This is a genomic window from Streptomyces sp. AM 4-1-1, assembly GCF_029167625.1.
In the GTDB taxonomy this organism is placed as follows: domain Bacteria; phylum Actinomycetota; class Actinomycetes; order Streptomycetales; family Streptomycetaceae; genus Streptomyces.
This window is the reverse complement of sequence record NZ_CP119145.1, coordinates 5,938,603-5,953,381: the sequence shown is the minus strand read 5'-3', so window position 1 is coordinate 5,953,381 and position 14,779 is coordinate 5,938,603. Positions and strand designations below refer to the sequence as shown.

The 14,779-nt window shown below is 71.4% G+C and carries 8 protein-coding genes; 3 read left to right on the top strand and 5 right to left on the bottom strand.

Annotated elements, in window-relative coordinates; genetic code table 11:
• Window positions 1-181 precede the first annotated feature (181 nt).
• Genes PZB75_RS25160 through PZB75_RS25140 form a run of 5 tightly spaced genes read right to left on the bottom strand, consistent with a single transcriptional unit; the run spans window position 182 to window position 5,551 of the window.
• Window positions 182-1,357: an MFS transporter gene (locus PZB75_RS25160; RefSeq protein ID WP_275537567.1), complete on the bottom strand. Its 1,176-nt coding sequence runs from the start codon at window positions 1,355-1,357 to the stop codon at window positions 182-184.
• 5 nt (window positions 1,358-1,362) lie between these two features.
• Window positions 1,363-1,932: a GNAT family N-acetyltransferase gene (locus PZB75_RS25155; RefSeq protein WP_275537566.1), complete on the bottom strand. Its 570-nt coding sequence runs from the start codon at window positions 1,930-1,932 to the stop codon at window positions 1,363-1,365.
• A complete protein-coding gene (locus tag PZB75_RS25150; RefSeq protein ID WP_275537565.1) occupies window positions 1,933-3,174 on the bottom strand; it encodes a type III PLP-dependent enzyme in 1,242 nt (413 codons plus the stop codon). It lies immediately after the preceding gene.
• Window positions 3,175-3,185: 11 nt separating this feature from the next.
• On the bottom strand, window positions 3,186-4,505 hold the full coding sequence (locus PZB75_RS25145) for a DUF6271 family protein (protein ID WP_275537564.1): 1,320 nt from the start codon (window positions 4,503-4,505) through the stop codon (window positions 3,186-3,188).
• Complete coding sequence (locus PZB75_RS25140; RefSeq protein WP_275537563.1) at window positions 4,487-5,551, bottom strand: YbiU family protein; 1,065 nt, start codon at window positions 5,549-5,551, stop codon at window positions 4,487-4,489. The genes PZB75_RS25145 and PZB75_RS25140 overlap by 19 nt, the downstream gene beginning before the upstream one ends.
• A gap of 1,058 nt (window positions 5,552-6,609) precedes the next feature.
• On the opposite strand from PZB75_RS25140, the gene PZB75_RS25135 reads away from it, so the two are divergent.
• The 3 genes from PZB75_RS25135 to PZB75_RS25125 all read left to right on the top strand — a co-directional run bounded on the left by PZB75_RS25135 (window position 6,610) and on the right by PZB75_RS25125 (window position 14,518).
• Complete coding sequence (locus tag PZB75_RS25135; protein ID WP_275537562.1) at window positions 6,610-8,445, top strand: cellulose synthase catalytic subunit; 1,836 nt, start codon at window positions 6,610-6,612, stop codon at window positions 8,443-8,445.
• A 16-nt stretch (window positions 8,446-8,461) separates the two neighbouring features.
• On the top strand, window positions 8,462-11,464 hold the full coding sequence (locus PZB75_RS25130) for an SGNH hydrolase domain-containing protein (protein WP_275537561.1): 3,003 nt from the start codon (window positions 8,462-8,464) through the stop codon (window positions 11,462-11,464).
• A gap of 315 nt (window positions 11,465-11,779) precedes the next feature.
• On the top strand, window positions 11,780-14,518 hold the full coding sequence (locus tag PZB75_RS25125; protein WP_275537560.1) for a BTAD domain-containing putative transcriptional regulator: 2,739 nt from the start codon (window positions 11,780-11,782) through the stop codon (window positions 14,516-14,518).
• Window positions 14,519-14,779: the final 261 nt, after the last annotated feature.

Below are 14,779 nucleotides of genomic sequence, written 5' to 3'. Positions count from 1 at the left end.
ACTCTTCCCGACGGCCCGAAGGGCTGTCCCGCGATCCGTGGTGGATCAGCGTGCGGCGTCAGATGTGGTGCGTCGCGAGGCGGAGGGGCGTCCTCGTACTGGATGCATGGGGACGTTCCGACAACGCCGCGAGGTGCCGTAGCTGTCGTCGCGCGCCCACCAGGAATTAGCGGGACAGCCCTCAGGCGGTCGCCGTCCAGCGGATCTGTGTGCTGCACAGCGAGACGACGACCGCCGACAGCGCGACCGCGCCCAGCCCCCACACCAGACTGCTGCCGCTCGCTATGAACCCGATGACCGGCGGCCCGGCCAGCAGGCCCGTGGTGCCCATGGCGGCGACCAGGGTCAGTGAGTCCGAACCCTGTCCCGCCGCCGCCACGTACACGCACGGGGTCACGGCCGCGATGCCCAGCCCGACGCAGGCGAACCCGATCAGGGCGGGCACCACTCCACCGGCCAGCAGCGCGAGCGCCAGGCCGAGACCGGCCAGCAGACTGCCGACGCGGACGATCCGTCCGTCACCCCAGCGGCTGCGCCAGCCGTCGGCGAAGAGACGGGCCAGCACCATCATCCCGGAGACCACGGCGATGCCCATGGGCGCCAGCTCCGCGGAAGCCTCGACGACGTCCTTCATGTAGAGGGCCGACCAGTCGTTCATGGAGCCCTCGACCACCGTGCCGAACGCCATCGCCGCGCACATCCACAACGTCAGACGGGACGGTACGGTCCACCGGCTGCCGCTCTTCTCCTTCCCCTCCTTCTCCTCCTTCTCCTTGCGCTCGGCGGGCCGATCGTCCGTGAGCAGCCCGGTCCTGGCGTACGCGAGCAGCAGGAGCAGCAGGACGGCGGCGACACCGAAGTGCACGACCACGGTCGAGGTGAGCGCGTTCACCCCGGAGGCCAGGAGCGCGGCCAGCAGGGAGCCACCGCTGAACGTCGCGTGCAGCCTGGCCATGGCGTTCCGCGAGTACTTCACCTCCAGCGCGGCGCCCTGCGCGTTCATGGCGACGTTCAGGCCACCGACCGCGACCCCGTCGAGGCACATCACCAGCAGGGCGACCGGGTAGTTCGGCGCCTCGGCCAGCGCGAAGAGCAGTGCGGCGAGGAAGAGGGCCGACAGCAGCGCGAGGTGCTGCGAGCCCAGCCGCTTCATCAGCACCGCCACCAGCGGAAACGAAACTGCCGCGCCCACGCCGGTGGCCATCAGCAACAAGCCGACCTCCGCCGCCGTCAGGCCGAGGTCCGCCTTGATCGCGGGAATCCGTGCCGCCCAGGTGGCGTACTGGAAGCCGAGCGAACAGAACAGGGCGGCGATCGCCAACTGCGCGCGCAGGAATGGATCGTGAACGCGGAACATGTGTATCAACCCACTTCGTCTTGCAAGGATGAGCCGCGCAGCACAGCGCCGGTCGGCTTCGACTTCTCGGCTCGGTCCACCCGCACCGTCGTGGACATGTACACGGCGTCCGTGCCGTAGCCGCCCGGCGGCACGACCCCCGGGTGGGCGACGAATCCGTTCGCCGCCCAGTAGGTGTCGGTGCCGCCGACGGCCACCAGGGACATCCGCTCGTACCCCTGTGCCGCGGCCGTCGCCGTGACGTGGTGCAGGAATTGCTTGGCCAGCCCTCTGCCGCGAAGGTCCTCCGCGATGACGAGGTCGTGCAGATGCAGGTTGCGCGAGTGGAAGTCGGTCTGTTCCGCCCGGGTCAGATCCGGGTAGCGGAACATCGGGTAGGGCAGTGCCAGCAGATATCCCGCCAGCCGCTGCCCGAGGTCCAGCACGAAGCACGTGCCCGGCGACGCGCGGACCCTGGACTCCAGCGCGGCGCGGTCCTCCGACAGTCCGAGGGCGGCGTAGGCACCGGATTCCAGCGCCACGATGCCGTCCCAGTCACGGTCGGAGATGTGCCGCAGGCGCACATCGAGGTTCATCTACCGAAGGCCTTCCCCGGACGCGCCGACACCGGAAGGCAGCCGCCGGTGACGCGGATCGTCCCGTTCGCCGTCCCCCACGGGTATCAAGGTGTACGGAAGCGGGTCGAAACCGTTGAACCCCTGGGTCATGTAACTGGTCGCGTACGCACCACAGGAGAGGACCCAGACGGGATCGCCGGACGTGGCCGTCTCGGGCACCTCGACCAGCCCGTGCTCGTGCGAGTAGGCGTCGTCGCTGTCACAGGTGGGACCCGCGACGACGGCCGGTACGTACGAGGCGTCGGGGTGCGAGGGGAACACGAGCCGGTACTGCAACTCGTCCATCTCGTACAGCCCGTTGAACTTCCCGCAGCTCAGGTAGAGCCAGTGCTGGCGTTCACCGTTCAGCTTCTGCCGCGCCGACAGCCGGGCCACGTGCGCCCGGATGGCACCGTGGTCGGCGACCAGATAGCGGCCCGGCTCCACGATGAAGTCCAGCGCGCTCGCGGAGATCTCCCTCAGCCGCCGGGTGCCCTCCCGGATCTCGGCGAAGATCGCGGCGATCGGGGGGTCCAGCTCGTTGCCCCGCTTGTCGCGGTACCCGCGGGCCGGCAGGCCACCACCGAGATTGATGTGGTCGAGCCGTATTCCGCGCCGGCCCAGGGCCACGACGACATCGGCCAGGCGGTCGAGGGCGCTTCGCCACGCCTGCGCCGTCATCTGCTGCGAGCCGACGTGAATGGACAGTCCGGACGGTGTCAGCCCCAGGTCCCGCGCCCTCTCCAGCACGCGCACGGCGTCGTCGGCCGAGCAGCCGTACTTGTTGCTGAGGCCCCAGAGCGCCCCGCCCCCGTCGGTGGCCAGCCGGCAGAACACCCGCGCGCCGGGGGCGTGGGCGGCGATCGCCGTCACGTCCTCCAGGCTGTCGGTCGCGAAAACCCTGATGCCGAGACGGTACGCGTCGACGATGTTCTGGTCGGACTTGACGGTGTTCCCGTAATGAATTCTCTCGACCGGCACCCCGGTGCCGATCGCCTGCCGGATCTCGTTGGGGCTCGCCGCGTCGGCGCCGGCGCCGTTCCCGGCCAGCAGGGAAAGCACCTCGTCCACCGGACACGCCTTCATGGCGAATCGGACGGAGACGCCGGGCAGTTGTCTCAGCAGGTCCTCGTAACACGCTTCTATTCCGGGGAGGTCGTAGACGATCTGGTCCTCGGTGGCGGCGGCGAGAGCCGCGAGCAGGGCCGTGTTCTTGTGCATCATCGACAGTCTCAGCCCGACTGCCGTTGGAGTTGTCCGAGATCCGTGGCTCTGCCCGCCTCGATCATCGGACCCCATGCCTCGGTGAGCAGTGCGAAGTTCTCGATGTCCTGGCGGGCCTCGTCGAGCAGTCGCTCACGACGTGAGGCCAGGAGGTCGGCGAACGTGGCGTATCTGCCGCCCAGCTTCCGGTAGGAGCTGTCCAGGACGTCCAGCCGCCACACATTCTCCGCGCGGTCGAGGCCGGTGCTCTCCCTGGCGAATTCCACGACGGCGGACGCCCGTACCTGATCGTGCTCGTCGAGCAGCGCTTCGCCACTCTGCGCCATTCTTTCGTAAATGAAGTTGAAATAAAGCATCGAGAGGAAGAACTTCACGAACCGCAGCTGGTAGGCCATGAATCCGGGGTCGGTGCGGCGTTCCCCGGTGTAGAAGTTCTCGATGTTGCGGTTGTGCAGGACGCCGGGCAGGGCGGCGTCGTGCACGAGGTGGATCAGGAAGTAGTCGCTGCCGATGGTGTCCGTCGCGGGCGGCAGCGGCACACGTTCGTGCACCTGGTGGAAGCTGATGTTGCACATGTCGACGCGCATGGGGTCGACGAGTCCCAGGGACGAGTGGTCCCGGGTGAAGGGCTCGGCGCCGGCTCCCCGGAAGGACTCGTCGACGAGCTGCCGCTTCTGCTCGTCCGACCAGTCCTGGGGCGCCCACAGGCTGACCACGTCGTGGTAGACGCCGCGGTCGAGCCGGTGGATCTCGTCGATGTCCACGGACGGCTCGCCCGTGAAGGAACTGCCCACCATCGCCACCGGCCGGTGTGCGTGCGCCGGGTCCAGCGTGGTCTCGGTGACCCCGCTCGCCGCGTCGGCCGCGGTCTTCCCGAGGGACATCAGCTCGTGGTGGACGGGATGGACGGGCACGCCGTCGACGACCTGGTAACGGCTGTCGGAATCCCTGCGGTGCACGGACTCGCAGCCGAGCGCGGCACCGATGAGGAAGGCGCGGTTGGTGCAGGCGCCGTAGGACAGGGCGTCCGGCAGCATGAGGTCGAGCAGCAGCTCGGGTTCCGCCAGGCCGGCGCGGCTGATCACCCGGCGCAGGAAGTCCCGCTGAGCCGCCTCGTCCAGATGGTGCGTCACCACTCCGGGCGCCCTGCGCGTCTCGCGCACGACCTTCGCGTGCTCGGCGAACACGGGCTCGGCGGAGGAGTCCAGGATCAGCAGGTGGACCTCGACGCCGAAGTGCTCGGCCGCGTGGTCCGCCTCCTCGCCGATGGCGGATATCGTCGCCGCGCACGCCCTGTTGGTGGGAAGGGTCAGGCAGATTCTGCGCATGCTGCTCCCCCGGTCGGCCGGCCGAGATCCCGGCCGGTCCACGATTCAAGACCCAGCAGCTTGGCGCCCAGGTCGGTCAGCTCGGCGGTCTCGTACCGCAGCGATTCGTGCTTCGTGGCGTCGCCGACCAGCGTCGCGTTCCAGTCCGGCGTGCTGAGGTCGCGCCAGGACTCGACCCGGGAGCGCCGCAGCCTCTCGTGCGTTTCGAGCGCGGGCATCATCGAGAGGTACTGGACCGAACGGACACGGTTCCCGGAGGTGTTCGGGGCCACTCCGTGCGCCAGCAGACCGTTCCAGATCAGCAGGTCACCGGCCTCCAGCTCCGGTCGGACCACGGGCATGTCCGCCCGGTCGAACGCGGGTCGGATCGGGTCCCGGTCGGCCGGCTGGAGGGCCTTCCACCGGTCGAACCGGCGGAACAGCTCGGGCGCGCACTGGAAGCCGCCGCTCGCCTCGTCGGTGTCGTTCAGGGCGATGATCCCCTGGACCCGCTGCGGCAGCATGCCGAGCGTGGTGTCGACATCCCAGTGCAGCTCGATGTCGAAACCCTTCTCCGTCGGCGCTATGAGCGCGCGGTCCCGGTTCTTGATGTTGGGCGGATTCAGATTGAGCCGGTCCAGGGTGACCCAGAGTTCTTCGCAGTCCCATACGTCGACGAAAGCGTCGTACACCCGCTGGGCCTGACGGCTGTCCCACAGAAGCTGGTGGTGGTACGCCTCCACGAAACCGTAGATGTGCAGTTCCCGGTCCAGATCCGTACGGAATTCACGGTCCTCGTACCAGGTTTCGGGCCGCTCCGGATCAAGTCCCTGGAAATCCCAGGTGAAATCCAGCAGACGTTTCGCGGCGTCGGCCGGGATCGCCTGCTTCACCACGATGTATCCGTACGTCTGCCAGAAGGCGAAGTCCTCCTCGGAAAGGACCCGGAGTTCCCGGGTCTTCCGGAGGTCCCGCAACTGCGTCCGGGCCAGATAGGTATCGGCGTCCGAGCTGAAATAGGGGACGTCCGAGGGTGCCCGATACAGATAGTCGTCAGGCTTCGACATGCAATCACTCCAAAAAATTGAGATCTTCCGTGCCCGATCGGGCCGCCCCCGGACCGCTCTCGCGTCGGAACACACCAGCGGCGCGGGGCCCGCACGGCAGAACCGGGACCGGTCTCCGCGCACCCGTCGAGGCCGACGCCGATGTGGGCCACGATCAGTCACCGAGCGCCAGTGAGAAGGAGATTGAGCGAACGACGGCGGTCGGTGTGGTTGTCGGGGGACGAACAGGCGCTCCGCGACGCGACCCGAGGGAAGCACGCTTCGCGCCGACCGGTCGTCCCGGGGGAAATGCGGTTCTCAGCGAATACAGCACGGGCCTGCCGCCCAGTCGTCCCCCCGCACTTGGCGCCCCACACAGACCGTCGACACCTCGGGGGTGCCCTCATGGTGTCGGCAGGCCAACTGGCCCGTCCGCCAAGGAGGGTGCGCCACACCCGCCCCTTGCTGCACTCGTGTCTCACTAAAATGGACTAGACCAACTTCAGGTGTCAACATCGGAATCGGAAACACCAGTCGGCCAAGGCGCCACCCCCTCCTGGCGATTCACACAGAGCGACCCCTGAGTGGCATGCGGTGAGCGATGGTTGTACCGGCCACCGGCACACCGCCGTCGAGCGGCACGAATGTGCGCGATATCGTGGCAGGATTGCGTTCTTCCGACGCCGGCCGACACCGAAATGCGTGTTGGCATTTGGCGCGAGCATGACCGTTCAGCGGGTCACGGACGGATTCGGAGCGCCGCGCGCCGAGAACTCCCGCATCACGGCCGCCACAGAGCCGTCGCGGCAGCATTCCCCAGCCGCCCCGCACGGGCAAGGCGGCTCACGGGGCCGCCGGTTCACCGTCTCCGCCACCACGGGGCACCCTCAGGCACCCGCCCCGGTACACCGCCGACCTCAGGGCGAATCGGACACGAAGTGGTTCCGGCGGGGCGGGCGCCGGGAGAGTTGGCGGAGCGTTAACACGCCATTCTCCTCACCTCGGTCAGTGGTCTATACCTTTGGCAGTAGGATGGGTTGCCCCGATAGAGGGGAATACATGACCGGTGGGGGCCATTCATGACGCTTCATCACTTACCTCAACCTCCTTCCGACCAGGAGCTTTTCTGGTACTTCGGACCTCAACGCCGCTGGGTGCTGATCAGCACCTCCCTCGCCTTCGTCCTCACGGCGGCGACGATGCTGACCTTCGCTCTGCGCACCCCGGCCCTGTGGGCCTTCCTCGCGGTGCTGTCGCTCAACGTCGTCGCCCTCGTGCTGTCGAGCTTCAACGGCCTGCGCCAGCGCAGGCTGACGCGCAGATCCCACGAAGTGCTCGTCCGTGCCTGGAATCCGGCCGGACTCCCGACGGTGGACCTGTACCTGCCGACCTGCGGTGAACCGCTCCCCGTACTGGAGAACGCCTACCGGGCGGTCACGGCGCTGGACTGGCCGGACGCGCTGACCGTCTGGGTACTGGACGACGCGGACCGTACCGAGGTGGCCGAACTGGCCGCCCGGTACGGCTACCGCTACGTCGTACGTCCCGACCGGGGGCATCTGAAGAAGGCGGGGAACCTCAACCACGCGCTCACCCTGAGCACGGCGGAGCACATCGCCATCCTGGACGCCGACTTCGCGCCCCGGCCCGACTTCCTGCGCCATCTCGTGCCGTACCTGGCAGATCCCGGCGTGGGCATCGTCCAGAGCCCGCAGTGCTTCGACACGGACGCCACCATGGGCTGGATACAGCGCGCCGCGGGATCGGCCCAGGAGTGGTTCTTCCGCTGGATCCAGCCGTCCCGCGACGCCAGCGACGCCGCCATCTGCTGCGGCAGCAACGCCGTGTACCGGCGTGAGGCGATCGACCGGGCCGGCGGATTCGCCCGGCTCGACCACAGTGAGGACCTGTACACCGGGCTCGCCCTCCACGAACGCGGGTTCCGCACCCTGTACGTCCCCGTGCTGGTGGCCAAGGGCACCTCGCCCGACAGCCTGGCCTCGTACGTCAACCAGCAGTACCGCTGGGCGATGGGCAACGTGCATCTGCTCACCACCCCCGTGCTGAAGCGGATGGGCGCCCCGTGGCGGATGCGGCTGTGCTTCTACGAGGGGATCGTCGGCTATCTGACCACGGCGGTGAACACCTTCGCGGCGCCGCTGCCGCCACTGGTGATGATGTTCCGGTACCCGGACGACATCCGCCCCTGGCACGTACTGCCCCTGCTCGCCCCGCTCTGGCTGTGGCACGTCCTGATGCCACGTGTCAGCCGGACGCGCTGGCGGGTGGAGGTGATCCGGGCCAACGTGCTGACCAGCGTCGCCGCCGCGGTGGCGTTCCTGCACACCCTGCGGGGGCGCAGCGCGGCCTGGGTACCCACCGGGGCGAAGGGCTCGTCGTCCGGCGGCCTGGCCCGCCGGGTGGTGCTCGTCTCGCTGGTCTGGCTCTGCCTCTCCACGGGGGCCGCCGCCGTCGGGCTCGCCCTGGTCATGTCCCGCAACGGCTGGGGGCCCGCCTGGGGGCTCGGTCTGTATCTGGTGGTGCAGTGCCAGATCAATCTGCCGCTGATCCGCGATCTGCTGGCCGAACTTCGCCCGGCGCGGGCGTCCGGCGCGGCCGTGTCCGAAGTGTCCGACGCACCCGCTGCGACCGTCGCACCCGCTCTGTCCGCCGCTTCCGCTGTCGCCGCCGTGTCCGCCGTGCCCGGCCGGCCGTCCGGAGCGCCGGAGGGTCCGGTGCGTGGGCCGGGCGGTCCCGTGCGTACGCCGGTCCCGGCCCGGTTCTCCGTGCGGGTGCCGGGCGGCGGAATGCTGCCCCGGCGCTGGCCGGAGACGCTGGCCGTCACCGCCGCGCTCGTGCTGACCGCCCTGCTCGCGTCCGGCTGGGTCGACCCGATGCTGCCCTGGCTGAGCTGAAAGGCCCTCGTCACCCATGTCAACAACCGTGGTCCCGGACCCCCGTCCCGACCGCACCACCGACCCCGGCTCCCCGTTCGACGGCTCCGGCCCCCGCAGTCCCCGGCCCCCGGGGCGCCGCGGTTCCGGGAGCGCTCCCGGCCACACCAGGTTCCGTCCCGACATCGAGGGACTGCGGGCGGTGGCCGTGCTCTGTGTGCTGGCGTTCCACGCGGCCCTGCCCGGATTCGCCGGGGGCTTCGTCGGCGTGGACGTCTTCCTCGTCATATCCGGCTATCTGATCACCGGTCTGTTGGTCCGTGAGGCGGTCGCCACCGGCCGCGTCCGGCTCGGGGAGTTCTTCTCGCGCCGGGCCCGCCGACTGCTCCCGTCCGTCGCCGTGGTGCTCGCCGCGGTGGCACTGGCGGGGGCGTGGCTGACCGTGCCGCTGCGGCGCACCGACCTTGAGTACGACGTCGTCGCGGCGGCCCTGTCCGTCGCCAACTGGCGGTTCGTCTCGCAGCAGACCGACTACCTCGCCGCCGGGCACGACCAGAGCCCGTTGCTGCACTTCTGGTCCCTGGCCGTGGAGGAGCAGTTCTACCTGGTCTGGGCACCGCTGTTCGCGCTGCTCGCGTACGCCGTGGCGCGGGCCGTGCGGCGCGGCCGTGCCCTGCGGGCCGTCGCCGCCGCCGTCACCGCGGCTGCGACGCTCGTCTCCTTCGGTCTCTCCCTGCACTGGGCGGACTCCTCCGTCTCGCTGGCCTACCTCGGGACGCCCTCGCGGGTCTGGCAGTTCGGCGTGGGGGCACTGCTGGCGCTGTTGCCGTGGCATCTGCTGCGCGGTCCGCGCGCGCTGCGGCTGCTGTCCGGCTGGGCGGGGCTCGCTGCGATCGGCTGGAGCGTGCTGCGGTACGACGCGTCGACGCCCTACCCGGGGTACGCGGCCCTGGTCCCGACCCTGGGCACGGCGGCGATCATCCTCGCCGGAATTCCGGACCGGCACGCCCACGAGGCACCGGCCGGAGTCGCGCGGTTGCTGGCGGCGCGGGCGCCCCGGGCCGTCGGCCGGCTCTCGTACACCCTGTATCTGTGGCACTGGCCGGTGCTGGTGCTGGCCGAGGCGCGGTTCGGCACGCTCGGCTGGCCCGTGAAGGCGGCGCTGACGGTGGCGTCGGCGCTGCCCGCGCTGGCCACCACGCACTGGGTGGAGCGGCCCCTGCGGTACAGCCGCACGGTGCTGGAACTCCCCCGGCGCGGGCTGTCGGTAGGTCTGTCGGCGATCATCATTCCGGTGGTGCTGGCGCTGGTGACGGGGACGACCACGCTGCGGCTGCTGGGCCCGTCCACACCGGTCGACCTCAAGGGCCTGCCGCCGGGCGCGGCGGCCGGCCCGTTCCTGCTGGCCAGGACCGCCGGGGCGGTCCCGGACGGGCCGGTGGTGCCCAGCGCGGTCCAGGCCCGCCAGGACTTCCCGCCGGACGGGGCGTGCGAGGTGGCTCCCGGGACGGTCAGCAGTCCGCCGTGCCTGTTCGGGGCGAAGGACAGCGCGGACCGGATCGTGCTGCTCGGCGACTCCCACGCCGGACAGTGGTTCTCTCCGCTGCTCGCCATGGCGTCCCAACGCGGCTGGGCGCTCCAGGAGTTGGTGAAGCAGGGCTGCCCACTCCCCCGACTCACCGTCACCAGCCCCCAGTTGGGTCGTACGTATCACGAGTGCGACACCTGGCGGACGGACAGTCTGGAGCGGCTGCGACAGGGCCCCAAGCCCCGGCTGATCGTGATCGCCTCCCTGAACCGGTACACCGACGGCCCCGGGCGCCTCGCCGAGGGGTGGGACAACACACTGGAGCAGCTGAGGGAGTTGGGCGCTCCGATCGTCTACGTCGAGGACACCCCCGTCCCCGGCAAGGACATCCCGGCCTGTGTCTCCGGACACCGGAACGACCCCGGCCCCTGCGCCTTCGACCGGAAGGAGGCCCGGTGGCCCGACCCGCTGGCGCAGCGGATCGCGGCGGGCCGGACGCCCGGTGTGCGGTCCGTCTCGGTGAACGACGTCCTGTGCCCCGCGCGGGCCGCCACCTGCCCCGCGGTACTGGACCGAATCCTGCTGTACCGGGACGACGCGCACCTCACCAATGCCGCGGCCGTGGTGCTCACGCCCCGGCTGGAGCGGTTGCTGACGGACGCGGGCGGGCTGCCCCGGGCTCCGGCGTCCGGCTGGACGCAGGTGTTCCGGGACGACTTCGACGGACCGGCGGGCAGCGGACCGTCCGCCGCGCGCTGGACGTACGACATCGGCACCTGCTACCCGGGCTGCCCGGCTCCGAGGTGGGGCACCGGTGAGATCGAGACGATGACGGACTCCACCGACAACGTCCGGCTGGACGGCAGGGGCGCCCTGGAGATCGTGCCCACCCGGGAGGGCGGCCACTGGAGGTCGGGCCGGATCGAGACCCGTAGGGCCGACTTCACCGCGCCGCCCGGCGGGATGCTCCGGATCGAGGCGTCCCTGGCGCTGCCCGACGTCACCGGCCGTGCGGCGGAGGGGTACTGGCCCGCGTTCTGGACGCTGGGCGGCGAGCTGCGGGACGGCTGGACCGGCTGGCCGGGCGTCGGTGAGCTGGACATCATGGAGTCCGTGAACGGCCGGGACACCGTCTTCGGCACCATGCACTGCGGACTGCTCGCCGGCGGTCCCTGCGCGGAACCGGTGGGCCTGGTCTCGGCCCCCAGGGCGTGCCCGGACTGCCGTACGGGATTTCACACGTACGCGGTGGAGGTGGACCGCACCCGGGGCGCGGAGGAGGTCCGCTGGTACGTGGACGGCCGCGTCCACCACCGGGTGAGCGCCGCCCGGATGGACAGGGCGACCTGGGACCGGGCGGTGAACCACGGGATGTTCCTGATCCTGAACGTGGCCATCGGCGGGAACCTCCCCGTCACCGACGGCGCCACGGCGACCGGGGCGACCGAGCCGGGCCACCCGATGCGGGTCGACCGGGTGACGGTCGCCACCCGGCGGGGACCGGCTTCCTGAACCGACCGGCTTCCTGAAGCCCGTGTCCCGAATCCGTGTCCCGCGGCATGTGTCCTGAACCACGCGGCCCCAACCCCGGAAACCCTCCGGGGCCGGGGCCGCGGCAGGTCCGCCGGGTCCGGGCTGCCCCGCATGGGCCCGGACACGCTCGCCCGGGGCCTCCTCCAGCGGCACCGACCCGCCCGTGGTCGCCCGCATCACCCAGGTGTTCCCGCCCCGTCGCGCGCGGTGTCACCGGTGGCGCCGTGGACATCGTGCGCACGCCTCCACCGGCTCCGGTAATCTGACTCCTTCCGCCCAGGAGGAGTTGTTCCATTGGAGTTCCGGCTGCTCGGAGCGGTCTCCGTCGTCACCGAGACCGGCGAACCGCCGCTCGGACCCGCGAAGCGGCGCAGCCTTCTCGCCGCTCTGCTGCTGAGACCCAACCGTCCCGTGTCGGTGGACCAGTTGACGGCCACGCTGTGGGATCACGAGCCGCCGCCACGTGCCCGCAGCGTCATCCAGGGCCATGTGTCGCGTCTGAGGGTCCTGCTGTCCACCACGGACGCCGAGACGTACGGCGTGGAACTGGTCACCCAGGGACCCGCGTACGTCCTGCGGATGCCCGAAACGCTGCTGGACGCCCACCGCTTCGAGGAGTTGGTGACGCTGGCCCGCGGCCAGCGCCGGCCGATCGACGCCGTGTCGATGTACCAGGAGGCCCTGTCGCTGTGGCAGGGGCCCGCGCTGACCGGCGCCTTCCAGAGCCCACCGCTGCAGGCCGCCGCGCACGCGCTGGAGGAACTGCGGCTGGCCTCCGTGGAGTCACTGGCCGGGGCCTACACCCGGCTCGGGGAGCACTCCCGGGCCGCCGCCGTGCTGGCCGCCGAGGCCGGCGCCCATCCGCTGCGCGAATCGCTCTCCGCCGCGCTCATGAGGGCGCTCCAGCGGGCCGGGCGCCGCTCGGAGGCGCTCGACCAGTTCCACCGCACCCGGCGGCTGCTCGCCGACGAACTGGGGGTCGACCCCGGCCGGGAGCTGGCGGACGCCTACGCGGTCGCGCTGCGCGGTGAGGGCGACGAGGCCGAGGAGGGACCGGTCTCCGACCCGCCGCCCGTGCCCGCCGCCCTCCCCCAGCCGGTGTCCTCCCCGCCGCCGCCGGACACCGTCGACCTGCTGCCCCGCATGCCACGCGGCTTCCACGGGCGCGCCGCCGAACTCACCGCGCTCTCCCGAGCGGCGGCCGGCGAAGCACCCGTGTGCCTGGTCACCGGGCCCGCGGGGGTGGGCAAGACCGCGCTCGCCGTGCACTGGGCCCACCGCAACCGCGCGGGCTTCCCCGGTGGCCTGCTCTACGCCGACCTGCGCGGCTTCAGCGACACCGGAGAGCCGACGCATCTGGAGGTGCTGCGCGAGTTCCTGCTGGCGCTGGGCGTCGCGCCGCGCCGCATCCCGGAGTCGACGAACGGCGCGTCCGCACTGTTCCGGTCCCTCGCCGCCGACCGTCAGCTCCTCGTCGTGCTGGACAACGCGCGCGGTTCCGACCAGGTCAGGGAGCTGCTGCCGGGCGGTGCCCGATGCGTGACCGTGGTCACCAGCCGGTACCGGCTGAGCGGTCTGATCGCCTCCGACGCGGCCCGGCCCGTCCCCGTGGACATACTCGAACCGAAGGACAGCACGGCCCTGCTCGCCGCCGTGCTCGGCCAGGAGCGGGTGCTCGCGGAGGCCGTGGCCGCCCGGCGCCTCGCCGACCTGTGCGGCGGGCTGCCCCTGGCGCTGCGGGTCGCCGCCGCCAAACTGGCCGACCAGCCGGACTGGTCCCTGAGCGCGATGAGCGCGGAACTGTCCGACGAGTCACGCCGGTTGAGCCTCCTGGACGTGGAGGACACCGGCGTACAGGCGGCGTTGAGGCTCACGGTGCGCCGGCTGCCCGACGACGTCGCGCACCACTTCGCCCATCTCGGCCGGCACCCGGGCACGCACGTCGACCGGTACGCGGCCGCGGCCGTGGCCGGCACCGACCCGGTCACGGCCGAGGCCGCGCTGGACAGGCTGACCGCGGCGCACCTCCTCGTCCGCACCGCGCCGGGGCGCTGGACGATGCACGATCTCGTACGGCTGTACGCGCGCGGCCTGGACGCCGGGCCCGACACCCTCGTCCGGGCGCTCGACCACACCGTGGTCACCGCCCTCGCGGCGGCGGACGCGGCCGAGCCCGGCGACGAGTCCTGCTTCGCGCTGCCCGCGGACCTGCGTCCGCCGCGGGAGGTGCGGACGTTCGCCGACCGGGAGCAGGCCATGGCCTGGTACGCGGCCGAACGCGACGACCTGACCCTGACGGTCGCCGCCGCACACGCGGCGGAACTGCACGGCAGGACGTGGCGGATCGTCCTGGGACTGTGGCCGCAGGTCGTGTGGCGGGTCCGCGACGGCTGGACCCCGCTGCTCCAGAAGGCCGTCGAGGCGGCACGGGCCGACGCCGACACCCGCGCCGAGTCCCGTGTCCTCGCCCTGCTCGGATGGGTTCTGACCGAAGAGGGCCGCACCGACGAGGCGTTGGTCCACCTGGAGATGGCCGCCGCGCTCGCCGCCCAGGCGGGCGATCCACGCGGCGAGGCGACCGCGCTGGTCAACCTGTCACTCGTCCAGGCGGCGCTCGGCAGCCTGGTGGAGGCCGCCGAGGGATGCGCGCACGCGGCCGGGCTGGCTCGCACCGTGGGCGACCCGCGCACCGAACGGCTCGCTCTCTACCACCTCGCCCGGCATCAACTGGAGGGCCATCACTGGCAGTCGGCGCTCGACACGGCCACCGCGGCGTTCGCACTCGAAGGCCGGTCGGACCCGTCGACGGCGTCCCGGATACTGCTGCTCACCGCCGCCGGGGAGGCGCTGCTGGGGATGGGTGACGAGGCCGAGGGCATCCGGCTCCTTGAGAGGGCGGCGGACGAGGCGGAGTCGTCCGGCCACGACGAGGGCGCGGTACGGGCTCTCGGCGCGCTGCTGCGGGTGTCCTCGGATCTGGGGCTGCGGGCCCGGTACGACATGGCGATGGTGCGGCTGATGTCCCGGACGTGACCGCGCGCCGCGACGCCCATGGCGCGGTGGGAGGCGGCCGTCCGGTCTGCCGGCGGGCCGTACTCGAAGTCGTCCGGCGATCCGGTGGCGGAGGACCCGGAGTGCGGCCGGTCGGCGACGGCGGACGCCTGCTCGCCGTCGTCGAACACCAGCCCGGTGGGCGGTCGTCCGCGCCGCGACACGGCCGGCCCGGATGCCCGCCACGCCGTCGGCCCGGGCGAACGAACTGCGGGGCGGAGCATCCCGGCAGGACACGCGCGT